Origin of the sequence: Altererythrobacter sp. H2, assembly GCF_035319885.1 — a bacterium.
Classification (GTDB): domain Bacteria; phylum Pseudomonadota; class Alphaproteobacteria; order Sphingomonadales; family Sphingomonadaceae; genus 34-65-8.
In genome coordinates, this window is the sequence record NZ_CP141285.1 from 657,451 (window position 1) to 684,071 (window position 26,621).

The following is a 26,621-nucleotide window of genomic DNA, read 5'->3' on the forward strand; positions in this document are numbered from 1 at the left end:
CATCGGACGAGGCATTGAGGGGCATCGCACGTGGCCGACGAAAAGAATTCCAGTTTCACCGCGCGCGAGGCGTTGTTCTATCACGAGACCATCCGGCCGGGTAAGATCGAGATCATCGCCTCCAAGCCGATGGCGACCCAGCGCGACCTGAGCCTGGCCTATTCGCCCGGTGTGGCTGCCCCGGTCGAGGCGATTGCGGCCGACCCGTCGCTGGCCGCGCGGTATACGGCGAAAGCCAACCTGGTCGCGGTCATTTCGAACGGCACCGCCATCCTCGGCCTGGGTAATCTGGGAGCCCTGGCATCCAAGCCGGTGATGGAAGGCAAGGCAGTGCTGTTCAAGCGCTTCGCCGACGTCGATTCCATCGACATCGAGCTCGATACCGAGGATCCCGAGGCCTTCATCAATGCAGTGGCACTGATGGAGCCGACCTTTGGCGGGATCAACCTCGAAGACATCAAGGCGCCCGAGTGCTTCATCATCGAGGCCGCCCTGCGCGAGCGGATGAACATACCGGTCATGCACGATGACCAGCACGGCACCGCGATCATTTCCGCAGCCGGGCTGCTCAATGCCTGCCACATCACCGGGCGCGACTTCAAGGACGTCAAGGTGGTGGTGAATGGCGCAGGTGCGGCGGCGATTGCCTGCACGGCGCTGATGAAGGCGATGGGCGTGCGTCACGACAATGTGATCATGTGCGACCGGACCGGGCCGATCACCCGCGACCGGCCCGATCTTGACCAGTGGAAAAGCGCCCACGCGGTCGACACCGCAGCAACCAGCCTGGAAGAAGCGCTGGTCGGCGCCGACATCTTCCTTGGCCTCAGTGCCGCCGGGGCGCTCAAGCCGGAATGGGTGGCGAAGATGGCCGACAAGCCGATCATCTTCGCGATGGCGAACCCGGTGCCGGAAATCATGCCCGACGAGGCCAAGCTGGTCCGGCCCGATGCGATCGTTGCCACGGGCCGGAGCGACTTTCCCAACCAGGTCAACAATGTCCTCGGCTTCCCGTTCATCTTCCGCGGCGCGCTCGATGTCCAGGCGACCACCATCAACGAGGAAATGAAGGTTGCCGCGGCCCGCGCGATTGCCGAGCTGGCGCGCGAACGTGTGCCGGACGAAGTGGCAGCGGCTTACGGCAAGAACCACAAGTTCGGCACCGACTACATCATCCCCGCGCCGTTCGATCCGCGCCTGATCGAGGTCGTCTCCTCGGCGGTGGCGAAGGCCGCGATGGACAGCGGTGTGGCCCGTGCGCCGATTGCCGATTTCGACGCCTATCGCCATTCGCTCAAGTCACGCCTCAACCCGACCACTTCGGTGCTGACCAATGCCTACGAACTGGCGCGCGCCAATCCCGGCCGGGTGGTGTTTGCCGAGGCGGAGGAGGACGTGGTCCTGCGCGCCGCCATCCAGTATCGCGATTTCGGCTACGGCACCCCGATCCTGGTCGGGCGGACCAAGCGGGTGCTCGACAAGCTGCACGGGCTCGGCGTGTCCGATCCCGGCACATTCGAAATCCAGAACTCGGCTGACAGCCCGCTGGTGCCGGCCATGGTCGAGTATCTCTACGACCGCCTGAAGCGCAAAGGCTATACCCAGCGCGATGTGCGCCGGATGGTCAATCAGGAACGCAATGTCTTTGCCGCCCTGCTGGTTGCGCTGGGCCACGGGGATGCGCTGATCAGCGGTTTGACCCGGACCTTCGCCCAGACCGCGCGAGAGGTGAACCGGGTGCTCGATCCCAAGCCCGGATCGGTGCCGTTCGGCATCCACATGATGATCGGCAAGAACCACACCACGTTCCTGGCTGACACCACCATCAACGAACGGCCTACGGCGGAGCAGCTGGCGCATATCGCCACCGAAACTGCGGCCGTGGCGCGCCGCATGGGCCATGAGCCGCGCGTTGCCTTCCTGTCCTATTCGACCTTCGGCAACCCGCCGGGCCAGTGGCTGGGCAATATCCGCGAAGCGGTGGCGATCCTCGACGCGCAGAAGCCGGACTTCGAATACGAAGGGGAAATGGCGCCCGATGCCGCGCTCAACCCCAAGGTCATGGCGCTCTATCCGTTCAGCCGCCTGTCGGCCCCGGCCAACGTGCTGATCATGCCGGGCCTGCAATCGGCCAACCTTTCGGCCAAGCTGCTGCGCGAACTGGCCGGTAATGCCACCATCGGGCCGATGCTGATCGGGATGGAAAAGCCGGTCCAGATTGCGCCGATGACCGCGATTGCGCCCGACATCCTGACGCTGGCGGTGCTGGCGGGTGCTGGGGTGGTGGGCTAGGCTCGCGGAGGCCTAGCGCCGCCGATAGCGAAAGTACCAGACCTCGTGCCCGTACACGGTGCGGGCCTTGTGTTCGTAGCGCGTCTCGCACCATCCGGAAGGACGGTTCTCCCAGCTTTCCCGGCCCTTGACCTGCCATTCGAACAGGTCGTCATGGCGCTGCATCACCATCAACGCGTGGCGCAGATAGACGGCATGGTCGGTGCCGAAGCGGAACTCCCCGCCCGGTTTCAGCTTGGCGGCGAACAGCCTGACCGGCCCGTCATTCATCATCCGCCGCTTGGCGTGCTTGGCCTTGGGCCAGGGGTCGGGGTGGAGCAGGTAGAGCATCGACAGGCTGCCATCGGGAATGCGCGCCAGCACTTCCAGCGCATCGCCCCAGTGCAGGCGGACATTGGCCAGCCGACCATCGCGGACATGGACCAGCGCCTGGGCCACGCCGTTGACGAACGGCTCGGCCCCGATGAAGCCGTGGTCGGGCAGCAGGTCGGCGCGGTAGGCCAGATGCTCGCCGCCGCCGAAGCCGATCTCGAAATGGAGCGGCCGGTCGTGCCCGAACAGCCGCTCCGCCGTCACCGGCCCCTCGGCTGGCACGGCAATCTGCGGCAGCAGCTTGTCGATCAGCTCCTGCTGCCCGGCGCGCAGCGGCTTGCCCTGGCTGCGGCCATAGAGCCGGTTGAGCGTGGTCGGGTCGCCTTCTTTGAACGCTGTCATGGGGCGCCCATAGGAAAACGCCCGGGGTGTTTCCACCCCGGGCGCATCTCCCGTCCCAAACAGACTGATCAGAACAGATTGGATATAGTCAGGCGGCTTCCGCCTCTTCGCCCGGATCGCGCAGCACGTAGCCGCGGCCCCAGACGGTCTCGATGTAGTTCTCGCCGCCGCAGGCATGGCTCAGCTTCTTGCGCAGCTTGCAGATGAACACGTCGATGATCTTGAGTTCAGGTTCGTCCATCCCGCCGTAGAGGTGGTTGAGGAACATTTCCTTGGTCAGCGTGGTACCCTTGCGGAGTGAAAGCAGCTCCAGCATGGCATATTCCTTGCCGGTCAGGTGGACCCGCGCACCATCGACTTCGACCGTCTTGGCATCAAGGTTTACCGCCAGCTTGCCAGTGCGGATGACCGACTGGCTATGGCCCTTGGAGCGGCGCACCACGGCGTGGATCCGGGCAACCAGTTCCTCGCGGTGGAACGGCTTGGTCACGTAATCGTCAGCGCCGAAGCCGAAGCTGCGGATCTTCGAATCCATCTCGCTGATGCCCGACAGGATCAGCACCGGCGTCTGCACCTTGGCGACGCGCAGCTTCTTGAGCACGTCATACCCGTGCATGTCGGGCAGGTTGAGGTCGAGCAGGATGATGTCGTAATCGTAGAGCTTGCCAAGGTCCAAACCCTCTTCGCCCAGATCGGTCGAGTAGACGTTGAAACCTTCGGTAGTGAGCATGAGCTCGATCGCCTTGGCCGTGGTCGGCTCGTCTTCGATCAACAGTACACGCATGGGTATCCCCCTTTGCCCCGAACCTCGTGCGGTAACGCCCCGTTAGGGGGTGTTGCCTGCGATTAACCACAAAACATCTGAACGAGAAAGGTTAACGCGCCGTAAACGCGCTTGCCGTTTTATGGCTGAGTCTTTGCGGCAACAGCGGGCCACTGCCGGATGCGTGACACCTGCTTGACGAAGGTGACACCGTGTCAAGCTGGGCAGATTGATCGATCCTCTTGAAATTAATGAATATTCATGAGATTTCCTCGATGCTCCTTCCATCGGTGGCCCCACCCCCATGATGCGCGGCCAAGGCGTTTCGCAAGTCCGAAGCTTGAAACTAGCAGAAGCGCAGTGTGTAGGAAAATCCGGGCGTGCGGGAAAATGGTGTGGCTGCGGCAAGGGCTACGCCGTCGCGATCGCCCGTCACATCCCCGCCAGCTTCTTCTGCCGTCGGCGCTGCACGGAGGAGCCGATCCCGATTGCCTCGCGGTATTTCGCCACCGTGCGCCGGGCCAGATCGAAGCCTTCGGCTTTCAGCAGGTCCACCAGGGTATCGTCGCTGAGGATCTTCGCCGGGTCCTCGGCGTCGCACAGGGCGCGGATGCGGGCTTTGACCGTCGCGGCGCTGGCGCCTTCGCCGTCCGCGCCGCCGCCCACCCCGCTGGTGAAGAAGTACTTCAGCTCGAACGTGCCGCGGTCGCAGTGCAGGTACTTGTTGCTGGTGACGCGGCTGACCGTGCTTTCGTGCATCCCAATCGCTTCGGCCACGGTCCGCAGGGTGAGCGGGCGCAGTTCGGAGACGCCCCGGCGAAAGAACCCGTCCTGCTGCTTGACGATTTCGGCCGCGGTCTTGAGGATGGTCTTCTGGCGCTGGTCCAGCGCCTTGATCAGCCAGTTGGCATCGGTCAGCTTGTCACCCAGCCAGGCCTTGCTGGCCTTGTCGGTGCAGCCCTGGCGCAGTTCGACATAGTATTCCCGGTTGATGACGAGGCGCGGCAGGGTCGCCTCGTTGATGCGGATGTCCCACCCGCCATCGGCGGCGGCATGGAGCAGGATATCGGGGGTGACCGGCGCCTGCTCGCTGCCCCCGAAGGCCAGGCCGGGCTTGGGATCATAGCCACGCAGCTCGGCCAGCATGTCGGCGAAATCCTCGTCGTCGACATCGCACATCCGCTTGAGCCGGGCGAACTCGCCGCGCGCGACGAGGTCGAGGTTTTCGATCAGCCGCGCCATGCACGGGTCATACCGGTCCGCCTCCTGCGCCTGGAGCGCGAGGCATTCCGACAGCGACCGCGCGCCGACGCCGGTGGGATCGAGCGACTGGATGATCCGCAGCGCGCGCTCGGCCTCGGCCAGGGGAATGCCGAGTTCGTCCGCCACTTCGCGCAAGGGCACGGTTAGATAGCCGGCCTCGTCGAGCTGGCCGATCAGGTGGCGCGCAATCGCTGCCTCGCGGCCATCGCCGGCCACCGCGCCCACTTGCGCTTCGAGGTGATCCGCCAGGCTGGGGGCAGCCGCGCCGCGTTCGTCGATGCCGGGCAGGTCGTCCCCGCCGCCGGATGACAGCGCAGAGCCCCATTCGCCCCCAAGTTCGCCATCACCGGTGTCGCGGTCGCGGTCGAGCGTTTCGGGCGCGATATCGAGTGCGCTGTCGTCACCGATGGCCAGATCGGCACTGGGTTCATCCGGCGCGGGGGGCGGTTCTTCGCCCGCCTCGCGCGATACCTCGCCCGCTTCGAGCAGGGGATTGGCTTCCAGCGCCTCGCCGATGAAGGCCTCGATTTCCAGGTTGGACAGCGCCAGCAGCTTGATTGCCTGCTGCAACTGCGGTGTCATCACCAGCGATTGCGACTGGCGCAGGTCCAGGCGTGGGCCGAGAGCCATTATCCTTGCTCGCTGACGCTCGGGCGCTGCGCCCCAGCCGCGAGGCTGGGAGACCTCATCACAACGTGAAGCCCTCACCCAGGTAGAGCCGCCGCACGTTCTCGTCCGCCACCAGATCCTGCGGGCTGCCGGCGAACAGCACCTGGCCGCCGTAGATGATGCAGGCACGGTCCACGATATCGAGCGTTTCGCGCACGTTGTGGTCAGTGATCAGCACCCCGATGCCGCGCCGCTTGAGGTCTTTGACCAGATCGCGGATGTCGCTGATGGAGAGCGGGTCGATCCCGGCGAACGGTTCGTCCAGCAGCATGATCGAGGGGCTGGCGGCCAGCGCGCGGGCGATCTCGCACCGGCGCCGCTCGCCCCCGGACAGCGCCATGGCCGGGCTGGTGCGCAGGCGGGTCAGGCCGAACTCGTCAAGCAGGCGCTCCAGCTCGGTGGCGCGGGTGGCCTTGTCCGGCTCGACCATTTCGAGCACCGAATTGATGTTCTGCTCCACCGTCATGCCGCGGAAGATGCTGGTTTCCTGCGGCAGGTAGCCCAGGCCCAGGATCGCGCGGCGATACATCGGCAGGTTGGTCACGTCCTCGCCGTCCATCAGGATGCGGCCGGAATCGGGGCGGACCAGGCCCATGATCGAATAGAAGCAGGTCGTCTTTCCTGCCCCGTTGGGGCCGAGCAGACCGAGCACCTCGCCCTTGGCGACGGTAAGCGAAATATCGGTCAGCACTGCCGTCTTGTCATAACTCTTGGCAATCGAGATGACCTCCAGCCCGCCCTGGGGCAGGGTGGCCGGGGCTGGCGCGGCGTTTGGATCGGCGGGTGCGGTCGTGCTCATCGGGGCACATCTAGCACCCGGGCAAGCCCTGAAAAGGCCTCTTGTCCCGAAATGGTCTCGAAACTGGCAGGATTCCTGCATAACCCCGACCGGCTTCGACCAGCGGCGCGGGCAGATGCGGCCCTATCGCGCGGTTGGTTACTGCCCTTGCCACGCCTGCGGATGCGTGGAATACTCCGAGTCGGAGAGAACAGGAGAGGCCCATGAACAAGGCACTCGATCACACCGTCGAGGCACAGGCCAGCCAGTCGCAGGGCACCAGCCAGTCGCAGGGCACCAGCCAGTCAAAAGACTGGCGCAAGGGCATGAGCGACACGGTTGCCTATTCGCTGCTGGCCTACACCGGCCTGCACATTTTCGTCACTGTCGGGGCAATCCAGCAGACCGGGGCCAAGATGCTGGCGCTGGCAGCTCTGGTGGTGCTGGTGTTCGGGGTGATCCCGCTGTGGCGCCGGTTCGAGCACCGCTGGTCGGCCCTGAGTGATGCGCAGGCTCACGATCCTGCTTATGCCGCAGCCTATCGCCGTGACCAGATCAAGGTGTGGCTGCTGGCGATTGGCCTGCCGGTGGGCATCACCGCGCTGCTCAAGGGCATGATCGCGCTGGCCGCCTGACCGGCGGAACCACCCCTTGCCCCGTGCGCTTGTCTGCCATGCGCGCGGTTTTCCAGACACTCATGGCGCTGCTGGCAGCAGCGGCGCTGGCCCTGCTTGCGTCTCCGCCCGCCCATGCCGTGATCCCGGGGGGCGGCGCCGCGCCTGAAACCGAACCGGCCGGAGAGACCCAGGCCATCGCGCAGGACCGCGATGGCGGCGAGGACCGCCGGATCGAGCAGCGGATCGAAGGCATCTTCAGCGAGCTTCCCGCGTTCCGGCAAGTCGAGGCGGACGTGCGGGGCGGCGTGGTGACGCTGTCCGGCGTGGTTCCGGGTGAAGCGGACATCGACCGGGCCGCGAACATCGTCGGCCGGATTCAGGGCGTGGTGACGATCGAGAACGCCCTTGAGCGCGATACCTCGGTGGAACGCGGGCTCGGTGCGCTGGGCGACCTGTCGGACAGGGTGGAGCGCTGGATCGCCCTGCTGCCGCTGGTCGGGATCGCCGCGCTGGTGGCGCTGCTGATTGCCGGCCTCGGGTATTTTCTGGCGGGCCTTGGCGGACTCTGGCGGCGGATCACGCCCAACGCCTTCCTCGCGGAAATAGTCGCCAGCGCGATCCGGTTCGTCTTCGTCACGCTGGGTCTGGTGATCGCGCTCGACATTCTGGGGGCAGGGACCTTGCTGGGCGCGGTGCTGGGCGGAGCGGGGCTGGTCGGCGTGGCACTGGGCTTTGCCATGCGGGACACGATCGAGAACTACGTCGCCTCGCTGATGCTCAGCCTGCGCCAGCCGTTCCGGGCCAACGATCATGTCCGGATCGGCGATCTCGAAGGTCGCGTCATCCGCCTGACCAGCCGTGCGACCATCCTTATGACGCTGGACGGCAACCATCTGCGCATCCCCAACGGCCAGGTCTTCAAGGCGGTGATCCTCAACTATACCCGCAATCCGCAGCGCCGGTTCGATTTCGAGCTGGGGATCGATGCCGATGACGATCCGCGCGCCGCGATGACGCTGGGGGCACGGGTGCTGGCGGGGCTCGATTTCGTGCTCGACCAGCCCGAACCGGCGGGGCGGATCCGGCAGGTCGGCGATTCCAACATCGTGATCCAGTACCTCGCCTGGATCGACCAGCGCGAAGCCGACTGGTTCAAATCGCGCAGCCTGGCGATTGCGGCGGTCAAGCAGGCGCTGGAAGAGGCCGGTTTCGCCCTGCCGGAGCCGATCTATCGCCTGCGCTTTGACGGGCGGAGCGATCCGCTGGCCTTGGGACGCCCCGCCACCGTGCGCCAGAGCGATGAACCTGCTGCGAGTCGGCCGCCGCCAGACCGCACGGCACCGTCTGCTGCCGGACCGCCCGACGTCAGGCCGGAGCGGGAAATTGCCGAGATGGTGGAGCAGGAACGGCGCAACCCGGCCGAACAGGCGGATGACCTGCTCGATTCCCGCCGCCCGGTCGAATAGCGGTCATGCGCGGGCGCGCTCGATCGCTTCCACGACCATCCGGCGCGCGTCTTCGGCATCGCCCCATTTGCCGACCCGGACCCACTTCTCGGCCTCCAGGTCTTTGTAGTGGGTGAAGAAGTGCTCGATCTGCTGGAGCACGATCGAAGGCAGGTCCTTGCGCTCGCCGACATCGGAATAATACGGGAAGGTCGAATCGACCGGCACGCAGATCAGCTTCTCGTCGCCGCCATGCTCGTCTTCGAGGTGGAGCACGCCGATCGGCCGGGCGCGGACCACGCAGCCGGGGATGAACGGGCTGCGGCTGATCACCAGCGCGTCAATCGGATCGCCGTCGTCCGACAGCGTATGCGGCACGAAGCCGTAGTTGGCCGGATAGCGCATCGGGGTGTGCAGGATCCGGTCAACGAACAGCGCGCCGCTGGCCTTGTCGAATTCGTACTTCACCGGTTCGCCGCCTGTGGGCACCTCGATGATGACGTTGAGGCTCTCGGGCGGGTTGTCGCCAACGGGGATCTTGCTGATGTCCATGGCCGCGCCCTTAGCGGCGCCGGGGCGCGCTGCCAACCGAGACTTTTGTGCAAGTGCGAACAACGCACCGCAATTGCGCAACGCGCGCCGAGCGCCTAATCGCCCCGCCATGTCGAAAAACACTCCGCAAGCCATTCGCGGCACCCAGGATATCTTCGGCGCCGATGCCGAGGCGTTTGCCTTCGTGGTCGAAACCTTCGAGCGGGTGCGCAAGCTCTACCGCTTCCGCCGGGTCGAAATGCCGGTGTTCGAAAAGACCGAGGTGTTCAGCCGGGCGATCGGCGAGACGACCGACGTGGTCTCCAAGGAAATGTACTCGTTCGAGGATCGCGGCGGCGAAAGCCTGACCCTGCGCCCGGAATTCACCGCCGGGATCGCCCGCGCGTACCTGACGAATGGCTGGCAGCAGCACGCGCCGCTCAAGGTCGCGACCCACGGGGCCCTGTTCCGCTACGAACGCCCGCAGAAGGGCCGCTACCGCCAGTTCCACCAGATCGACGCCGAGATCATCGGCGCGGCTGAGCCGCAGGCCGATGTAGAGCTGCTGGCGATGGCGGATCAGGTGATCCGCGAGCTGGGGATCGAGGGCGTGACGCTGCACCTCAACACGCTCGGCGACGGCGACACCCGGGCAGCGTGGCGCGCGGCCCTGATCGACTATTTCGGTGCCGTGAAGGGCGAGCTGTCCGAGGATTCGCAGGAGCGGCTGGAGAAGAACCCGCTCCGCATCCTCGACAGCAAGGACCCGCGCGACCGCAAATTCTTCGCCGATGCCCCGAAGATCGATGATTTCCTGACGGACGAGGCGCGGGCGTTCTTCGACGCCGTCACCAGCGGGCTGGACGCGGCCGGGGTGAAATGGGTGCGCGCGGAAAGCCTGGTGCGCGGCCTCGACTACTACCGCCACACCGCGTTCGAATTCATCCCCGACGAGGGCAGCGAGGCGGCCTCGAAACTCGGTAGCCAGAGCACGATCCTTGGCGGCGGGCGCTACGACGGGCTGATGGAAAGCCTTGGTGGTGCGCCGACGCCTGCGGTCGGCTGGGCTGCGGGGATCGAGCGGCTAGCGATGCTGGTGGGGGAACGGGGTGAGGCGGTTGCCGACGTGATCGTCGTGGTTGAGGATGATTCCAGGATCACAGAGGCTATCGGGGCTATTCAAGCAGCAAGAGCTCAGGGCCTTGTTGTCGAATTGATTGCCGAAGGCTCGCCTCGCAAGCGATATGACAAAGCTGTCAAGCGTGGCTCAACCGCGATTGTCTCATTGCAAAGAGACTTGGCTCACAGCTTCAAGTGCGACGGAGAACCGAACCCTGTCACCCTCGCATGCTTCAAGGCTTATACTTAGCCATGCTTCGTCACCCCGGGCTTGACCCGGGGTCCATCCCTCCTCATGCACCTTGGCCTGACACGGAAGAATGGATGCTGAAACAGGTTCAGCATGACGGAAGAAGCGAAGTGGAACGCATGTTTTCCATCTCCGAAGCCGTCACCCTGAACTTGTTTCAGGGTCCATTGGGCCGCTAAGGTTGAGTCAATGGGGGGAAGCCAAACCCCACCGCCAGGTCGGCCCAATGCGGATTCGACATCTCGATAAGGTTGATCTTCCATTGCCTGCGCCAGTTCTTCAGCTGCTTCTCGCGCGCAATCGCGGAAACCATCTCGCCATGCATTTCAAACCAGACCAGCCGCTTTACACCATGCTGAGCGGTGAAGCCGGGCAGCACTGCGGTGCTGCCACAGGCGCGTTTCAAGGTTGGACGTGACTCCGATGTAGAGCGTGCCGTAATGCCCGCTCGCCAGGATGTAGACGCAGGGCAGTCGCTCTCTCACCATGTTGCAGAGCTTGTCGCACGATAGACCCTGAAACAAGTTCAGGGTGACGAATACGGAACCAGAACGGATGACCATTCCCGCCGAACGCCTTGACCAGATCGCGCACCGCTTTGCGGAGCTGGAAGCGCGCATGGCGAGCGGCACGCTGGAGGGGGCGGCGTTCATCCAGGCTTCCCGCGACTATGCCGAGCTGGAACCGGTGGCGAAGGTCGCTGCGCAAGTGAAGGCGGCGCGCGAAGAAATGGCGGGGCTCTCCGACATGCTCGCCGATCCGGAAATGAAGGCGATGGCGGAGGAGGAACTCGCCCAGATCAGGGCGACCCTCCCCGAGCTGGAGCGCCAGCTCGCCGTCGCCATGCTCCCGCGCGACAGCGCCGACAGCAAGCCCGCGATGCTCGAAATCCGCGCCGGCACCGGCGGAGACGAAGCCGCTCTGTTTGCGGGCGACCTTTACCGGATGTACGAACGCTATGCCGCCGAGCAGGGGTGGACAATCGAGCCGGTCAGCATGAACGCGAGCGAGGTCGGCGGTTTCAAGGAAATCGTGGCCAACGTCACCGGCACCGGGGTGTTCGCCAGGCTGAAGTTCGAAAGCGGGGTCCACCGCGTCCAGCGCGTGCCGGTGACCGAAAGCGGAGGGCGCATCCACACCAGCGCGGCGACCGTGGCGGTGCTGCCGGAGCCGGACGAGGTCGATGTCCAGATCGAGGACAAGGACCTGAAGATTGACGTCTACCGGGCCAGCGGCGCAGGCGGCCAGCACGTCAACACCACTGACAGCGCGGTGCGCATCACCCACCTGCCGACCGGTACGGTGGTGACCTGTCAGGACGGCCGCAGCCAGCACAAGAACAAGGAAAAGGCGATGCAGGTGCTGCGCACACGACTTTACGACGCCCAGCGCGAGGCCACCCAGGGGGCCGAGGCCGAAGCGCGCAAGGCGATGGTCGGCAGCGGGGACCGTTCCGAACGCATCCGTACCTACAATTTCCCCCAAGGCCGGGTGACCGACCACCGCATCGGGCTGACCCTGCACAAGCTGCCCGAGATTCTCGCCGGCCCTGCCCTGGGCGAGCTGATCGACGCGCTGATCGCCGAGGACGAGGCCAAGCGGCTAGCGGCGATGGAGGAATGACCCTCGCCGAGGCCATCCGCGCCGCTGCGGAGCGCCTTGCGGGGGCCAGCGATACGGCCCGGCTCGATGCCGAACTGCTCGCCGCCCACTGCCTTGGCGTCTCACGCGCCGACCTGCTGCTGCGCCATTTGCGCGATGAGGCGCCCGCCACGCTCGTTGCCCTGATCGAACGGCGCGCAGCGCACGAACCGGTCGCCTACATCACCGGCCATCAGGAGTTTTACGGCCTGCCGTTCATCGTCTCGCCCGCCGTGCTGATCCCGCGCGGGGACAGCGAGGTGCTGGTCGAGGCGGCGCTGGCGGAGCACGCCGGTGCGCGCCGGGTGCTCGATTGCGGCACGGGTTCGGGCGCGCTGCTGCTGGCCGTCCTGGCACATCTGGTCGGGGCGCAAGGGATAGGGATTGACCGTTCGCCTGCGGCACTGGCGGTCGCGCAGGCCAATGCCGACGCGCTGGGTTTGAGGGTTCGGGCGCAATTTCTCCCGGCGGATTGGACGCAGGCCGGTTGGGCCGAAGGGATGGGCCGGTTCGACCTGATCCTCGCCAACCCGCCTTATGTCGAAAGCGATGCCGCCCTCGATCCCGACGTGCGCGATCATGAACCGGCCGGGGCACTGTTTGCCGGTCCGGACGGACTCGACGATTATCGCATACTGGTGCCGCAATTGCCGGGCCTGCTGGCCCCGGGCGGGGTGGCCGTGGTCGAGATCGGGCACCGGCAGGCGGACGCCGTCTCGGCCATTGCGGCCAGCACCGGCTTGTCGGCGGCGCTGCGCCGCGATCTGGCGGGCCGCCCCCGGGCGCTTGTTTTGCGGGCTTTGTAAGCGGGGGGGTTGGCAAAGCGGGTTCGAGTGGTTAAGTGCAACCCAAGGCCAGCGGTTCTTGGTATTTTCCATCCGCCGGGCCTTAGCTCCAACATTTGCGCGTGCGACCGGGCCAGAGGGCCTGTCAGGATATGCAGATGGGGCACCGCGACCTGCAAATCTGGCGGTCGCGGCGAGGGGTCATGCGGCCGCCGGGCAATGGTGCCGGAAGGGCGGCCGATACAGAGGAAGAGCATTCCTTGAACAACAACAACAATCGCAACAACAACAGCAACAACAATCGCCGCCGCGGGCGCGGCAATCGCAGCCAGGGTGGCGGCAATCCGGGTCAGCAGAACCGGATTGACAGCCGTGCGCGCGGCAATGCGCCGCAGATGCTGGATAAGTACAAGAAGCTCGCGCAGGACGCCCAGCACAATGGCGACCGGGTGCAGATGGAGTACTATCTGCAGTTCGCTGATCACTATTTCCGGGTGCTGGCCGACAACAAGGCGCGCCAGGATGAAACGCGCGGCCCCCGCCGTGACGAGCGCGAACCCGACGACGATGATGACACCGGCGAACAGGGCGGTGACGACTACCGCCGCAATGCCCAGCGCCGCCCGCAAGGCCGCCGCGACGAGCAGGATTCGATCGAGCGCGGCAGCGAAGGTGACGAAGGCTCGGCGGACGATACGCCGTTCGGGCGCGATGATCGGCCGGCACGCGATGACCGGCCTGTGCGGCGGGAACGGCCTGCCCGCCAGGACCGTAGTGCTCGCGATGACCGTTCCCGTGAAGATCGGCCCCGCGAAGATCGCGTCCGCGATGACCGGCCGCGCGAGAACCGGAGCGAGGATCGCCCCCGTGACGAACAGGCACCTGCCACTGACGAAGCGGCCGAGCGTCGCCCGCGCCGCCGCGCCGCCACCCGTGATGCCACCCGTGACGATAGCGCGGCCGCTGCGCCTCGGGCAGCCCGGGCTCCGAAAGCCGAAGCCCCAAAGTCGGATGCAGGCGGCGATTTCGATGTGTCCGTCTTGCCGCCATCCATCAAGGCGGCCAGCCAGGATGACGATGGCGCCAAGCCCCGGCTCAAGCCGCGCCGCCGCCGTGCTGGCGGAGAAGCGGACGGGCCAGCGGAAGGTGCGGTCGAGACCGTCGATTCCTGACGGTACCGCACCGCTGACGAGGGGCGGCTAAATGGAACGGCTTCCCGCTCTGATCGGCCGCTACCCGCGCCTTGCCGCGCTCCTGTTCGGGCTGCTTGCGGCAACCGGGTTTCCCCCGCTCGGCCTGTGGCCGCTGGCCCTGCTGGGCATGGCGGGCCTGTTCCATCTGGCGGCAGGGGCCCAGAGCGTCCGCCGGGCCGCCCTGCTTGGCTGGCTGTTCGGGGTGGCGCACTTCACCCTCGCCAACAACTGGATCGCGACCGCTTTCACCTACCAGGCTGAAATGCCGCAATGGCTGGGCTGGATCGCGGTGCCGCTGCTGGCGCTCTATCTGGCGGTCTATCCCGCGCTCGCCGCCGCTGCGGTGCGCTGGCTGGGGAAAGGCACCGCTTCCGGCCTGCCGCTCGCCTTGCTTGCGGCAGGCGCCTGGACGGTCAGCGAATGGCTGCGCAGCTGGGTCTTTACCGGCTATGCATGGGATCCGTTCGGGCTGGCCCTGCTCGGCCCGTTCGACCGTCCGGGGCTTGCGGCGCTCCTGCCGTGGCTGGGCACTTATGCCTTGTCCGGCCTTGCGGTGCTGCTCGGGGTTGGCCTGTGGCATCTTCTGGCCTCGCGCCGCTGGCTTGCGGGCGGGGCGGCTCTCGTCTTGATGACCGTCGGCATGTACCTGCCAGCGCCGCAGCAGCGCGACGGCACGCTCGCCTATACCCTGATCCAGCCTGACATCCGGCAGGAAGAGCTCGACGATCCGACCAAGTTCGAGGAGCAGTTCCAGCGCATCGCGCGGCTCACCGCGCGCGCCGATCCGCGCGAGCGGCGGCTGGTGCTGTGGCCCGAATCGGGCGTGCCCGACTACCTGCGCGATGGCTATCCCCAGCGCTATTATGACCGGATGACCGCCGGGGGAGACCCGAAGTTCGCCCGCTTCCGCATCGGCCGCACCATCGGCCCCAACAGCCTGCTGCTCACCGGCGCGGTCGACCTGGAGATCCGCGATGGCCGGGCAGCGGGAGCGCGCAATGCGGTAACCGCGCTCGACAGCAGCGGGCGGATCGTCGGCGGATATGACAAGGCGCACCTTGTGCCCTACGGCGAATACCTCGCCCTGCGCTGGCTGCTCGAGCCGCTCGGCGCGACCCGGCTGGTGGCGGGGACGATCGACTTCTGGCCCGGGCCCGGCCCGCGCACGCTCGACCTCGGCGCCTATGGCCGGGCCGGGATCCAGATCTGCTACGAGATCGTGTTTTCAGGCCAGGTGGCTGATCGCGCCAACCGGCCCGATTATCTGTTCAACCCGTCCAACGATGGCTGGTTCGGCAGCTGGGGCCCGCCCCAGCATCTGGCCCAGGCGCGGATGCGGGCCATCGAGGAAGGGCTGCCGGTCCTGCGCTCCACCACCACCGGAATCAGCGCAGTGATCGATGCACAGGGCGTGGTGCGCCAGCATATCCCGATGCATCGGGCCGAGAAGATCGAGGGCGTAATCCCGCCTGCCGCGGCGCCGACGCTGTTCAGCCGCCTTGGCAACGCCTTGCCGCTGGCCTGGGCCTTTCTGGCGCTGGCTGCATCGGTGTTTGCATCCTCGGTTGCCATGCGCCGGCGCTCTCGCTAACAACGGGGCACACATAAAGCTTCCTTTATATCGGGACTCCCCATGCGCAGCAGCTTCCTCTTCACGTCGGAAAGCGTTTCCGAAGGACACCCGGACAAGGTTTCGGACCAGATTTCCGATTCGATTGTCGACCTGTTCCTGTCGAAGGACGCCGAAGCGCGGGTTGCGTGCGAAACGCTGACCACCACCCAGCGCGTGGTGCTGGCCGGGGAAATCCGCTGCAAGGGCGTGTTCGAGAACGGCGCATGGGCTCCCGGCGCGCTGGAAGAGATCGAGCAGACCGTGCGCAACACCGTGCGGGAAATCGGCTACCAGCAGGACGGGTTCCACTGGCAGACGCTGACCTTCGAGAACCACCTGCACGGGCAGAGCGCGCATATCGCGCAAGGGGTCGACGCCGGCGGGGAAGGCTCCAACAAGGATGAGGGCGCGGGCGATCAGGGGATCATGTTCGGCTATGCCAGCGACGAGACGCCCGACCTGATGCCGGCCACGCTCGACTACAGCCACAAGATACTTGAACGCATGGCGGCTGACCGCAAGAGCGGTGCGGCCCCGTTCCTCGAGCCCGACGCCAAGAGCCAGGTTACCCTGCGCTACGAAAACGAAAAGCCGGCCGAGGCGACCGCGATCGTGGTCTCCACCCAGCACGCGGTCGATTACTGCATGCCCTGGACCGACGGCGACAAATCCGGCGGTGACGCGGCGAAGTATGCGCAGCTGGAAGCCTACGTGAAGGGCGTGATCGCCGATGTGCTCCCGGCCGGGCTGCTGACTGCGAACACGGTCTATCACATCAACCCTACCGGCCGGTTCGAGATCGGCGGGCCGGATGGCGACGCCGGGCTGACCGGGCGCAAGATCATCGTCGATACCTATGGCGGCGCGGCCCCGCACGGCGGCGGCGCGTTCAGCGGCAAGGACCCCACCAAGGTGGACCGCTCAGCCGCCTATATCACCCGCTACCTTGCCAAGAACGTGGTCGCGGCCGGCCTGGCGCGGCGCTGCACGATCCAGATCGCCTATGCCATCGGGGTGTCGGAGCCGCTGTCGCTCTATGTCGACCTCCACGGCACCGGCAAGGGCGTGACCGAGGCCCAGCTGGAGCAGATCCTGCCCGGACTCGTCCGCCTGACCCCGCGCGGCATCCGCACCCACCTCGGCCTGAACAAGCCGATCTATCGCACCAGCGCCGCCTATGGCCACTTCGGCCGCAAGCCGGAGGGCGACCTGTTCCCCTGGGAACGGACCGATCTGGTAGACCGGCTCAGGGCCGCAGCGGGCTGATCAAACGCCCGGCTAAGCAAGATCCCGGTTAAGTGAGATAATGCGCGGTCGTCTTGGCGGCCACGTCCTCGGCGCTTACGCCCGGGGCCAGTTCGATCAGGCGGAACGGGCTGGCGTGATCGGGGCGCTGGAACACCGCCAGGTCGGTGATCACCATGTCGACCACGTCCCGGCCCGTCAGCGGCAGGGTGCAGGCGGGTATGAACTTGGAGCTGCCGTCCTTGGCGCAGTGTTCCATCACCACGATGATCTTCTTGACCCCGGCAACGAGGTCCATCGCCCCGCCCATGCCCTTGATCATCTTGCCGGGTACCATCCAGTTGGCAATGTCGCCGTTCTCGGCCACTTCCATCGCGCCGAGCACGGTCAGGTCGATGTGCCCGCCCCGGATCATGGCAAAGCTCGCCGCGCTGTCGAAATAGGCGCTGTGCGCCAGTTCGCTGATGGTCTGCTTGCCGGCGTTGATCAGATCGGCGTCGACCTCATCGTCGAGCGGGAACGGCCCGATACCGAGCATTCCGTTCTCGCTCTGCAGGGTCACGTCCATCCCGTCCGGGATATGGTTCGCCACCAGCGTCGGGATGCCGATGCCGAGGTTGACGTAATATCCGTCCTGCAATTCCTGTGCGGCGCGGGCGGCCATCTGGTCGCGGGTCCAGCCTGACGTATCGGTCATGGGTTCAGTCTTCCTTGGCCGCATCCGGTGCGGCAACGAGGGTGGGGGTAAGGAACCAGCCTTCGCCGAACAGGCTCTCGAGCGGAGCGGCGGCGGCCGGGTTGCGGAGGAAATCGAACAGTTCGTCGAAATCGCCGCGGCTGTCGCCGGCAATCGCGACCACGCAATGGGTCTGGGCCAGTTCGCGGCGGCGGGCATCCTTGCGGTCCTCCGCGCGGCGCATCAGCAGCAGCCCGTCGCGCCCCCACGGGTCGAGCCCGCTGGCGAGCAGCTGCTCGCGGACCCGGCCAGCCTCGATTGCGGGCACCTCGGAAGCCCAGAAGACGGCCACATCCTGCAGGCGCAGTTCGGCCAGGACTTCGGCCAGGTTCGGGTTGGCAGGGATGGCGCTGGCAGTGTCGAGCTTGCCGCCGGCCGGATCGAGATCGACCAGCACGGCCGGGGGCAGGATGGCGCACTCGCTCATCACCGGCTCCAGCGATCCCGGGCGTGCCAGCACCGCCGACCGGCGCGGGGCATCGACCGGATCGAGCCGTGCCTGCTCGGCTGCATGGAGGTAAAAGGCGGCATAGGGATTGACCGGCTCGGCTGCAAAGACCGACCCCGTTGCGCTGGCCGAAGTGTTTGCCGCCACAGCCGCCGGGCGTGCGCTCCGGGCGGCCGCGACCGTGGAACGCGGAGCGGGCGGGGGCGGGATCGTGACCACGGTCGGTGCGGGTTCACCTGCGATCACGGCCACCACCGGATCGGCCGGCGCTTGCGCGTTCGCGCTGGCCGGGTCGGTATCCTGCCTGTCACGCACCAGGATGCCGCTGGCCGCGATGGCCGGAATTGCAGCCGCGACGCAGCCGCCCAGCGCGCCCGGCAGGGCCAGCAGCGCGGCCAGAAGGGTGGCCCGGTGCAGGGTCACGCGTGGGTTCACGCGGGCACCGGTTCGCGCACGGTGCGGAATTCGATCTTCTTGTCGTAAGGGGCGCCCAGGATCATCCGCTGGACATAGACGCCGGGCAGGTGAATGCAGTCAGGGTCGAGGCTGCCGGCCGGCACGATTTCCTCCACCTCGACCACGCAGACCTTGCCGCAGGTTGCCGCCGGCACGTTGAAATTGCGCGCGGTCTTGCGGAAAACGACATTGCCGGTCTCGTCAGCCTTCCACGCCTTGACGATGGCAAGATCGGCGAAGATGCCGCGTTCCAGGATGTAATCCTGCCCGTCGAATTGCTTCACTTCCTTGCCCTCGGCCACCAGCGTGCCGACCCCGGTCCGGGTGTAGAAGCCGGGAATGCCGGCCCCGCCTGCGCGCATCCGTTCGGCCAGCGTGCCCTGGGGGCAGAACTCCACCTCCAGCTCGCCGGAAAGGTATTGCCGCTCGAATTCCTTGTTCTCGCCCACGTAGCTGGAGATCATTTTCCGGACCTGCCGGGTGCGCAGCAGCTTGCCGATGCCTTCGTTGTCGATCCCGGCATTGTTGCTGGCGAAAGTCAGGCCGGTGACGCCCGAGTCGCGGATCGCGTCGAGCAGGCGTTCCGGAATGCCGCACAGGCCAAAGCCTCCGGCGGCGATCAGCATGCCATCGCGCAGCACGCCGTCGAGTGCGGCGGTGGCATCGGGATAGAGCTTGTTCATCAGGTGTCTCCGTTTGCCGATCTGTTAGGCCGCCAGGCAAAAGCGGGCAAGGGGGCGGGTCTGACCATGCTGCATTTGCGTAACAAAAATGCTGCACTTGCGAAGCCATTTTGGCGCTAATTGTGGCCCCTGCACCAATCCGACCGGGTTTTGCCTCGACTATGTTGCAAGACTTGCAACTGAGCGTGCTTATTTCGCACTTGCACAATATGTGCGCCCCCGGCATATGAAGCAGGCCTTTTAGGCATCCTCTCCCAAGACTTTCCAGCCCCGGCCCCAGTGGTCGGGGCTTTTTTCTTGCCCTCCGGGTGTCTGCCATACGCCCTGATAGCAGGGCCCAGTCGGTCATTATGGCACTTCGCCGGGCACGTCCGGGCGCTCCTTACGTTTGCATCCCGCAGGCCCAATACCTAGCTTGGGCTGGCAAGCGAAGAGATGGGAGCGAGCGCCGCATGGCCGATGCTGACGTGAAAGTGCAGGACAAGACGGTGCGGCTCCAGGTGGCTGCGGCCCGGCAGGAAGAAAGCGGGCGCGGTGTTGCCCGGATCCCCCGCACGGCTTTCCAGGCGCTGGGCATAACCGATGGCGACGTGGTCGAGATCGTCGGCAAGCGCAGCACCGCGGCAATCGCCATGGCCTCCTATGACGAGGACGAGGGCCTTGAACTGGTCCGGCTGGATGGCCTCCAGCGCGGCAATGCCGAAGCGGCCTCGGGCGAGCATGTCCACCTGTCGAAGGCCGAATCGCGCCCCGCCACCCGGGTTGTGTTCGCCCCGGCCCAGCGCGAAATGCGGCTGCAGGGACCGAGCCAGGCCTTGAAGCGCAACTTCTTCCGCCGCCCGCTGGTGGCAGGAGACCTGGTGGCGACCACCGGCCAGCAGCCGGTCCAGAACATGCCGCCCGAAGTGCAGCGCATGTTCAGCGTACCCGCCTATGCCCTGACCCAGATCCGCCTGACCGTGGTAGCGACCGTGCCCAAGGGTATTGTCCACATCGACGAGAACACCGAGGTCGAGCTGCGCGCCGAGTTCGAGGAACCGCGCGATGGCCGTGCAGTGGTCAATTACGACGATGTCGGCGGGATGGGCGAAACGATCCAGCAACTGCGCGAAATGGTCGAATTGCCGCTGCGCTATCCCGAACTGTTCACCCGGCTGGGGGTCGATCCGCCGCGCGGTGTGCTGCTGCATGGCCCGCCGGGCACCGGCAAGACCCGCCTGGCGCAGGCCGTTGCCAACGAAAGCGATGCCGAATTCTTCGTCATCAACGGGCCCGAAATCATGGGCTCGGGCTATGGCGAGAGCGAGAAGCGCCTGCGCGAGGTGTTCGAGGCTGCGGCCAAGGCGGCACCGGCGATTATCTTCATCGACGAGATCGATTCGATCGCGCCCAAGCGCAGCCAGGTTTCGGGCGAAGCCGAAAAGCGGCTGGTCGCCCAGATGCTCACCCTGATGGACGGGCTGGAGGCGCGCTCCAACATCGTGGTGATCGCCGCCACCAACCGGCCTGACGCGATCGACGAGGCGCTGCGCCGCCCCGGCCGGTTCGACCGGGAAATCGTGATCGGCGTGCCGGATGAGCGCGGGCGGCGGGAAATCCTGTCCATCCATACCCGCGGGATGCCGCTGGGGGAGAAAGTCGATCTCGACGAGCTGGCCCGGGTGACCCATGGCTTCGTCGGGGCGGACATTGCCGCGCTGGCGCGTGAAGCAGCCATCGATGCGGTGCGCCGGATCATGCCACGCCTCGATCTTGATGCCCGCACCATCCCGCCAGAAGTGCTGGAAGATCTGCGCGTGACGCGCGAGGATTTCCTCTCTGCGCTCAAACGCATCCAGCCCTCCGCCATGCGCGAGGTGATGGTCCAGGTGCCCAACGTGAGCTGGAGCGACATCGGCGGGGTTGATGATGCGGTCGACAAGCTGAAGGAAGGCATCGAACTGCCGCTCAAGAACCCCGATGCCTTTGCCCGGCTCGGCATTCGCCCGGCCAAGGGCTTCCTGCTCTATGGCCCACCCGGCACCGGCAAGACGCTGTTGGCCAAGGCCGTGGCCAAGGAGGCCGAAGCCAACTTCATCTCGATGAAGTCGAGCGATCTTCTTTCCAAGTGGTACGGCGAAAGCGAGCAGCAGATTGCCCGCCTGTTCCAGCGTGCCCGTGCGGTTGCGCCGTGCGTGCTGTTCATCGACGAGATCGACAGCCTCGTGCCGGCACGGGGCAGCGGACAGGGGGAGCCGCAGGTCACGGGCCGCGTGGTCAACACCATCCTCGCGGAAATGGACGGGCTGGAGGAAATGCGCTCGGTCGTGGTGATCGGGGCGACCAACCGCCCGGCCCTGGTCGATCCGGCCCTGCTGAGGCCCGGCCGGTTTGACGAGCTGGTCTATGTCGGCACGCCTGACCGCAAGGGCCGCGAGCAGATCCTCGGCATCCACACCCAGCACATGCCGCTGGCCGACGACGTCAGCCTGTCAGACCTGGCGGACAAGACCGAACGCTATACCGGGGCGGACCTCGAAGACGTGGTCAGGCGCGCAGGCCTCAACGCGCTGCGCCGGGCCGGCGGAGCGGTCGAGACTGTCACAGCGGCCGATTTCGTGGGCGCGTTGGACGATTCGCGCGCCACAGTCACGGAAGCGATGGAGAACGAATACAAGAACATGCGCGGGGAGCTCAAGAAACGGGCGGCTGAAGTGCACCCGATCGGATTCATCCACGAAGGCATGGTCGAGCCGGCACGAGCCCGCAAGCACGGGAAAAACGAAGCCTAGCGGCTGCGGCCTGCCTTAGCGCGAGGCGGACGGCGGAGGCGAAGCGGGAGCAACCTCGATATCGACCCCGGCTGCCGCATCGCCCGCGTCGCCGGCAGCATCGACCCGCTGGCGGGGGATGGCAGTCGGCTGGTTCTCGCGGATCCAGGCCAGCATGCCCTCGCGCACCGCGCAGCGCAGGTCAAAGGCGTCGCCAGCATTGGCCGCGCTCATCAGCAGGCGGACTTCCATCGTGGTGGCGGTGGTTTCCGTCACCTGCAGCTTGCGCGAGCGCCCGTCCCACAGCGGGTGTTCCTCCACCATGCCCTCGAATGCGGCGCGGAGCGGCGGCACATCGGCCAGCGGGTCCAGATGCAGGAACACGCTCCCCAGCAGGGCGGAGCCATGGCGGGTCCAGTTCTGGAAAGTCTGGTCGAGGAAGTAGTTCGACGGCACGATCAGGCGCCGCTCGTCCCAGATCTTCACCACGACATAGGTAGTGCGGATATCCTCGATCCGGCCCCACTCACCCTCGACGATCACCACGTCGTCGATCCGGATCGGCTCGGTCAGCGCCATCTGCAGGCCCGCAATCAGCGATTTGAGGGCGGGTTGGGCGGCAGCGCCCACGGCCAGCCCGGCTAGCCCTGCCGAAGCCATCAGCGTCACCCCGATGTCACGCACCCCGGGGATCGACAGCAGCATCATGCCAATGGTGAGGAACACGATCAGGAACGTGCCGATCCGGCTGAAAATGGCCAGCCGCGTGCGCTTGCGCCGTGCCTGCAGGTTGTCGGCCACGCTGATGTCGGCCTTGAGCACGGCCGCTTCGACCAGCGCCTTCATGACCGCCAGAGCCATCCAGCCGACCAGCGCCGGCAGGACGAACCCGGCGATCTTCTCCCATGCGCCAGCCACCAGCGGCGTCTCGCGCGCGGCCAGCACAATGCCCAGCGCGATCAGGGCATAGCGCGCCGGCTTGCGCACGTGGTCCACGATCATGTCGTCGGACTGGCTCTCGCTGGCGCGCGTCACCCGGTCCAGCACGAGGAAGGCGAGCCGGTGGACCAGCAGCGCCGCCAGTACCCCGGCGGCGGCCACGACCAGCGCAAGGCTCACATCGGGCAGCCACCCGGGCAGGCCTTCGAACCAGAGCTCCAGCCGCTGTCTCAATGGGCTGCCCCCCAGCTTGCCCCGGCCCCGATTTCGATGCCCAGCGGCACATCGAGCCGGACCGCGGGCAGCGCCGCTTCGGCCATGACCCGCTCGATCACCGGGCGGGCCGCGGCCACGTCACCCTCGGGCAGTTCGAACACCAGTTCGTCGTGCACCTGCAGCAGCATCCGCACATGGCCCAGGCCCGCGTCGGCAAGGGCAGGCTGCATCCGCACCATGGCGCGCTTGATGATGTCGGCGCTGGTGCCCTGGATCGGGGCGTTGATCGCAGCGCGCTCGCTGCCCTGGCGCTCCGCCTGGTTCTTGGCGTTGATCCGGGGGAACCAGGTCTTGCGGCCGAACAGGGTTTCGGAATAGCCGCAGGCCCGCACGCTCTCCAGCGTTTCGTGGATATAGCGCTGGATGCCGGGGAAGCGCTGGAAATAGGTGTCAATGATCGCCTGGGCCTCGTCCGCCTCGATCCCCAGCCTGCTGGCCAGGCCCCAGCGGCTGATGCCGTAGAGGATGGCGAAATTGACCGTCTTGGCCCGTGCGCGGGTATCGCGGTTGACCTCGCCGAACATTTCGCGCGCCGTGCGGGCGTGAATGTCCTCCCCGTTGGCAAAGGCTTCCTTCAGCTGCGGCACGTCGGCCATGTGCGCGGCAAGACGCAGCTCGATCTGCGAATAGTCGGCCGCGAGCAGAACGTGGCCCGGCTCCGCCACGAAGGCTTCACGGATCTGGCGGCCGATCTCGGTCCGGATCGGGATGTTCTGCAGGTTGGGGTCGGTCGAGGAGAGTCGCCCCGTCTGCGCCCCCACCAGGCTGTAGCTGGTGTGGACCCGCCCTGTCTCAGGGTTGATCGCTGCCTGCAGGGCATCGGTGTAGGTACTCTTGAGCTTGGACAACTGGCGCCATTCGAGCACCTTGGTGGCGATTTCTGCGCCTTGTGCCGCCAGCCCTTCGAGGATCGCCTGATCGGTCGAGTACTGTCCGCTCTTGCCCTTGCGCCCGCCCTTGTAACCCAGCGTGTCGAACAGCACGTCGCCCAGCTGCTTGGGGCTGCCGATGGTGAAGGGGGCGCCGGCGAGGGCGTGGATTTCGCCTTCGAGGCCCGCCATGGTGCCGGCGAATTCCTCGCTCAGTTTCGCCAGCCTGGCCCGGTCAACCTTGATCCCGTGGCGCTCCATCTGTGCGACGACCGGGATCAGCGGACGGTCGACCCGCTCGTAGACCCGCGTTCCGCCCTCGATGGAAAGCCGGGGCTTGAGCAGGGCATGGAGCCGCCAGGTCACTTCGGCATCTTCGGCGGCATAGCAGGTGGCGCGGTCAAGCGGCACCTCCCCGAAGGAGATTGCTTTCTTGCCGGTTCCGCACAGTTCCTTGAACGGAATGGGTGTGTGGCCCAGGTGCCGCCCGCACAGTTCGTCCATCCCGTGGCCGCCCCCGATGCCCTCCTGCCCGCGCCCGGCATCGAGCGCGAAGCTGATGATCATGGTGTCATCGATCGGATGGACGGCAACGCCGTACCGGGCGAGCACGTTGAGATCGTACTTGCCGTTCTGGAACACCTTGAGCACCGCGTCGCTGGCGAGCAGCGGCTGCAACGCGGCGAGCGCTTCGGCCCGGTCGATCTGCACCGGCTTTTCGCTGAACATGTCGCTGCCGTAATGGCCGAGCGGGATGTAGCAGGCCTCGCCCGGTCCGGTGGACAGGCTGATCCCGACCAGTTCTGCCTGCATCGCATCGAGGCTGGTGGTCTCGGTATCGACCGCCACTGCCCGCGCGGCAAAGGCACGGGCAATCCACCGGTCCAGTGCCTCGCGGGTCTGGACGCATTCATAGCGGGTGAGGTCGATAGCAGGCCATTCCGGCAGGGGCTGGCGGCTGCCTTCGGGCGCGGCCATGGCACCGGCGTTCACCGCCCTGGCCGGATTGAGGTCGGTCGTGCGCGAGGGGCTGCCCGAGCCGCTGTCCAGCCGCCGCAGCAGGCTGGTGAACCCGTGTTTGCCGAGGAAGGCGGCGAGCGGTTCCGGCGGAACCCCGTCCAGCTTCATGTCGTCGAGCGGCACCGGCAGGTCGCAATCCTCTTTCAGGGTTACGAGGATCCGGCTCAGTTCGGCATCCTTGCGGTGCTCGATCAGGCGTTCGCGCAGCTTGGACGGCTTCATCGCTTCTGCCGCATCGAGCGCGGCGGTGAGCGAGCCATGATCCTGGATCAGCTTGGTCGCGGTCTTGGGGCCGATCCCGAAGATGCCGGGAATGTTGTCCACCGAATCGCCCATCAGGGCCAGGACGTCACCCACCAGTTCCGGCCCGACGCCGAACTTTTCCGCCACTTCGTCGAGGAAGATGCGCTGGTTCTTCATCGTGTCGAGCATGTCGACGCGGGCTCCGCCGCTCTCGCCGATCAGCTGCATCAGGTCCTTGTCGGACGACACGATGGTGACGTTCCACCCCTGCGCCTGCGCGACGCGGGCATAGCTGGCGATCAGGTCGTCCGCTTCGAAACCGGCAACTTCGATGCAGGGCAGGCTGAAAGCGCGGGTCGCATCGCGGATCAGCGGGAATTGCGGCACCAGGTCTTCCGGCGGGGGAGGGCGGTTGGCCTTGTACAGATCATAGATGTCGTTGCGGAAAGACGTGCTGCCGGCATCGAGGATGACCGCCAGATGCGTCGGCCCTTCCGCCTTGTCGAGGTCTTCGGCCAGCTTCCACAGCATGGTGGTATAGCCATAGACCGCGCCGACCGGGGTGCCTTCCGGATCGGTCAGGGGGGGCAGGCGGTGGTAGGCGCGGAAGATGTACGACGAACCGTCGACCAGGTAGAGATGGTTGCTGTCAGCCATGGCGTGTGGTTAGCAGCGGCGCGGGCAAAGACCAGACCGGATTTGCCGCCTGCTGCCGTGCTGCAGCGGGAATGGCGGAATTCCGCCAATTCGGGCAAAATCGTGGCAGATAATGCGGCTCCCGACGTAAATCCGCTTGCTTTGACACAATCCCGCCATTATTTACCCCCTCGAAGCCAGCCGCTTGGCCGGTTTCGCGCCAGGGTTCGCAAGACCCGGCGACCACACTCGCTGTTTAAGGATATTACACTATGCGTAAGATCATTCTTGCTGCCGCCGCTGCCGGCGCCGCCCTGAGCCTCGCTGCTTGCTCGGAAGCCACCGAAGAAGCCGCCACCGAAACCGCTGATTCGGCTGCTGCCGACATGGAAGCCAACACCGACGCGATGGCCGAAGGCGCCACCGACGCTGCTGCTGCCGGTGCTGAAGCTGCCGCTGAAGGCGCTGAAGCTGCTGCTGAAGGCGCTGAAGCTGCTGCCGAAGGCGCTGCTGAAGCTGCAACTGAAGAAGCTGCTGCTGAATAATCCTTTCGCTTCTAGCGAATCAGGAAAGGGCGGCGCCGCAAGGCGCCGCCCTTTTCGTTTGTCCTGCCTTTTCGCTTGTCCTGGGTGAACCGTGTTCCTCAGG

Annotated in this window: 21 protein-coding genes and 1 pseudogene; 11 read left to right on the top strand and 11 right to left on the bottom strand. The window is 66.1% G+C overall.

Annotated features, from left to right (window positions below; translation table 11 throughout):
* Positions 1-30: 30 nt before the first annotated feature.
* Positions 31-2,292 carry an NADP-dependent malic enzyme gene (locus tag U4960_RS03275; RefSeq protein WP_324262183.1) on the top strand — a complete coding sequence of 754 codons (2,262 nt, stop codon included), beginning with the start codon at positions 31-33 and terminating at the stop codon, positions 2,290-2,292.
* A 12-nt stretch (positions 2,293-2,304) separates the two neighbouring features.
* Here the strand turns inward: U4960_RS03275 and trmB are convergent, their stop codons facing one another.
* The 4 genes from trmB to lptB form a co-directional block, all read right to left on the bottom strand.
* A complete protein-coding gene (trmB, locus tag U4960_RS03280) occupies positions 2,305-3,006 on the bottom strand; it encodes a tRNA (guanine(46)-N(7))-methyltransferase TrmB (RefSeq protein ID WP_324262184.1) in 702 nt (233 codons plus the stop codon).
* A gap of 88 nt (positions 3,007-3,094) precedes the next feature.
* A complete protein-coding gene (ctrA, locus tag U4960_RS03285; protein ID WP_259960391.1) occupies positions 3,095-3,790 on the bottom strand; it encodes a response regulator transcription factor CtrA in 696 nt (231 codons plus the stop codon).
* 411 nt (positions 3,791-4,201) lie between these two features.
* Positions 4,202-5,662, bottom strand: a complete 1,461-nt coding sequence (rpoN, locus tag U4960_RS03290) for an RNA polymerase factor sigma-54 (protein ID WP_324262185.1) — start codon at positions 5,660-5,662, stop codon at positions 4,202-4,204.
* A 58-nt stretch (positions 5,663-5,720) separates the two neighbouring features.
* Positions 5,721-6,500, bottom strand: coding sequence for an LPS export ABC transporter ATP-binding protein (lptB, locus tag U4960_RS03295; protein WP_324262186.1), 780 nt, complete (start codon positions 6,498-6,500; stop codon positions 5,721-5,723).
* 203 nt (positions 6,501-6,703) lie between these two features.
* Between lptB and U4960_RS03300 the strand changes: the two genes are divergently transcribed.
* Positions 6,704-7,114 carry a hypothetical protein gene (locus U4960_RS03300; protein WP_324262187.1) on the top strand — a complete coding sequence of 137 codons (411 nt, stop codon included), beginning with the start codon at positions 6,704-6,706 and terminating at the stop codon, positions 7,112-7,114.
* 38 nt (positions 7,115-7,152) lie between these two features.
* On the top strand, positions 7,153-8,562 hold the full coding sequence (locus U4960_RS03305; RefSeq protein WP_324262188.1) for a mechanosensitive ion channel family protein: 1,410 nt from the start codon (positions 7,153-7,155) through the stop codon (positions 8,560-8,562).
* A 3-nt stretch (positions 8,563-8,565) separates the two neighbouring features.
* On the opposite strand, the gene ppa is transcribed toward U4960_RS03305, so the two are convergent.
* Positions 8,566-9,093 carry an inorganic diphosphatase gene (gene ppa / locus U4960_RS03310; protein WP_324262189.1) on the bottom strand — a complete coding sequence of 176 codons (528 nt, stop codon included), beginning with the start codon at positions 9,091-9,093 and terminating at the stop codon, positions 8,566-8,568.
* A 109-nt stretch (positions 9,094-9,202) separates the two neighbouring features.
* Here ppa and hisS point away from each other — a divergent pair, with 109 nt between their 5' ends.
* A complete protein-coding gene (gene hisS, locus U4960_RS03315; protein WP_324262190.1) occupies positions 9,203-10,441 on the top strand; it encodes a histidine--tRNA ligase in 1,239 nt (412 codons plus the stop codon).
* Positions 10,442-10,616: 175 nt separating this feature from the next.
* Here hisS and U4960_RS03320 read toward each other — a convergent pair.
* Positions 10,617-10,929, bottom strand: a pseudogene (locus tag U4960_RS03320) (GIY-YIG nuclease family protein).
* 67 nt (positions 10,930-10,996) lie between these two features.
* Between U4960_RS03320 and prfA the strand changes: the two are divergent.
* The 5 genes from prfA (at position 10,997) to metK (ending at position 16,938) form a co-directional block, all read left to right on the top strand.
* Positions 10,997-12,064 (top strand): peptide chain release factor 1, encoded by a 1,068-nt coding sequence (prfA, locus tag U4960_RS03325; RefSeq protein WP_324262191.1) that lies wholly within the window; start codon positions 10,997-10,999, stop codon positions 12,062-12,064.
* Positions 12,061-12,888, top strand: coding sequence for a peptide chain release factor N(5)-glutamine methyltransferase (prmC, locus tag U4960_RS03330; protein WP_324262192.1), 828 nt, complete (start codon positions 12,061-12,063; stop codon positions 12,886-12,888). The genes prfA and prmC overlap by 4 nt, the downstream gene beginning before the upstream one ends.
* A 239-nt stretch (positions 12,889-13,127) precedes the next feature.
* Positions 13,128-14,039 carry a DUF4167 domain-containing protein gene (locus U4960_RS03335; RefSeq protein WP_324262193.1) on the top strand — a complete coding sequence of 304 codons (912 nt, stop codon included), beginning with the start codon at positions 13,128-13,130 and terminating at the stop codon, positions 14,037-14,039.
* Positions 14,040-14,070: 31 nt separating this feature from the next.
* Positions 14,071-15,651 carry an apolipoprotein N-acyltransferase gene (gene lnt, locus U4960_RS03340; RefSeq protein WP_324262194.1) on the top strand — a complete coding sequence of 527 codons (1,581 nt, stop codon included), beginning with the start codon at positions 14,071-14,073 and terminating at the stop codon, positions 15,649-15,651.
* Positions 15,652-15,693: 42 nt separating this feature from the next.
* The gene (gene metK, locus U4960_RS03345) at positions 15,694-16,938 is read left to right on the top strand and encodes a methionine adenosyltransferase (protein WP_324262195.1); all 1,245 of its coding nucleotides are present in this window, start codon (positions 15,694-15,696) and stop codon (positions 16,936-16,938) included.
* A 28-nt stretch (positions 16,939-16,966) separates the two neighbouring features.
* On the opposite strand, the gene U4960_RS03350 is transcribed toward metK, so the two are convergent.
* From U4960_RS03350 to U4960_RS03360, 3 genes are read right to left on the bottom strand one after another with little or no spacing between them, the layout of a single operon-like run.
* Positions 16,967-17,614 (bottom strand): CoA transferase subunit B, encoded by a 648-nt coding sequence (locus U4960_RS03350; RefSeq protein ID WP_324262196.1) that lies wholly within the window; start codon positions 17,612-17,614, stop codon positions 16,967-16,969.
* Positions 17,615-17,618: 4 nt separating this feature from the next.
* Positions 17,619-18,524 carry a hypothetical protein gene (locus tag U4960_RS03355; protein WP_324262197.1) on the bottom strand — a complete coding sequence of 302 codons (906 nt, stop codon included), beginning with the start codon at positions 18,522-18,524 and terminating at the stop codon, positions 17,619-17,621.
* 8 nt (positions 18,525-18,532) lie between these two features.
* Positions 18,533-19,240 (bottom strand): CoA transferase subunit A, encoded by a 708-nt coding sequence (locus tag U4960_RS03360; protein WP_324262198.1) that lies wholly within the window; start codon positions 19,238-19,240, stop codon positions 18,533-18,535.
* Positions 19,241-19,692: 452 nt separating this feature from the next.
* Between U4960_RS03360 and U4960_RS03365 the strand changes: the two genes are divergently transcribed.
* Positions 19,693-22,011: a CDC48 family AAA ATPase gene (locus tag U4960_RS03365; RefSeq protein WP_324262199.1), complete on the top strand. Its 2,319-nt coding sequence runs from the start codon at positions 19,693-19,695 to the stop codon at positions 22,009-22,011.
* 15 nt (positions 22,012-22,026) lie between these two features.
* On the opposite strand, the gene U4960_RS03370 is transcribed toward U4960_RS03365, so the two are convergent.
* A complete protein-coding gene (locus tag U4960_RS03370) occupies positions 22,027-23,163 on the bottom strand; it encodes a mechanosensitive ion channel family protein (protein WP_324262200.1) in 1,137 nt (378 codons plus the stop codon).
* The gene (gene polA, locus U4960_RS03375; protein ID WP_324262201.1) at positions 23,160-25,994 is read right to left on the bottom strand and encodes a DNA polymerase I; all 2,835 of its coding nucleotides are present in this window, start codon (positions 25,992-25,994) and stop codon (positions 23,160-23,162) included. The genes U4960_RS03370 and polA overlap by 4 nt, the downstream gene beginning before the upstream one ends.
* 251 nt (positions 25,995-26,245) lie before the next feature.
* Here polA and U4960_RS03380 point away from each other — a divergent pair, with 251 nt between their 5' ends.
* Positions 26,246-26,518, top strand: coding sequence for a hypothetical protein (locus U4960_RS03380; RefSeq protein ID WP_324262202.1), 273 nt, complete (start codon positions 26,246-26,248; stop codon positions 26,516-26,518).
* Positions 26,519-26,621 lie beyond the last annotated feature (103 nt).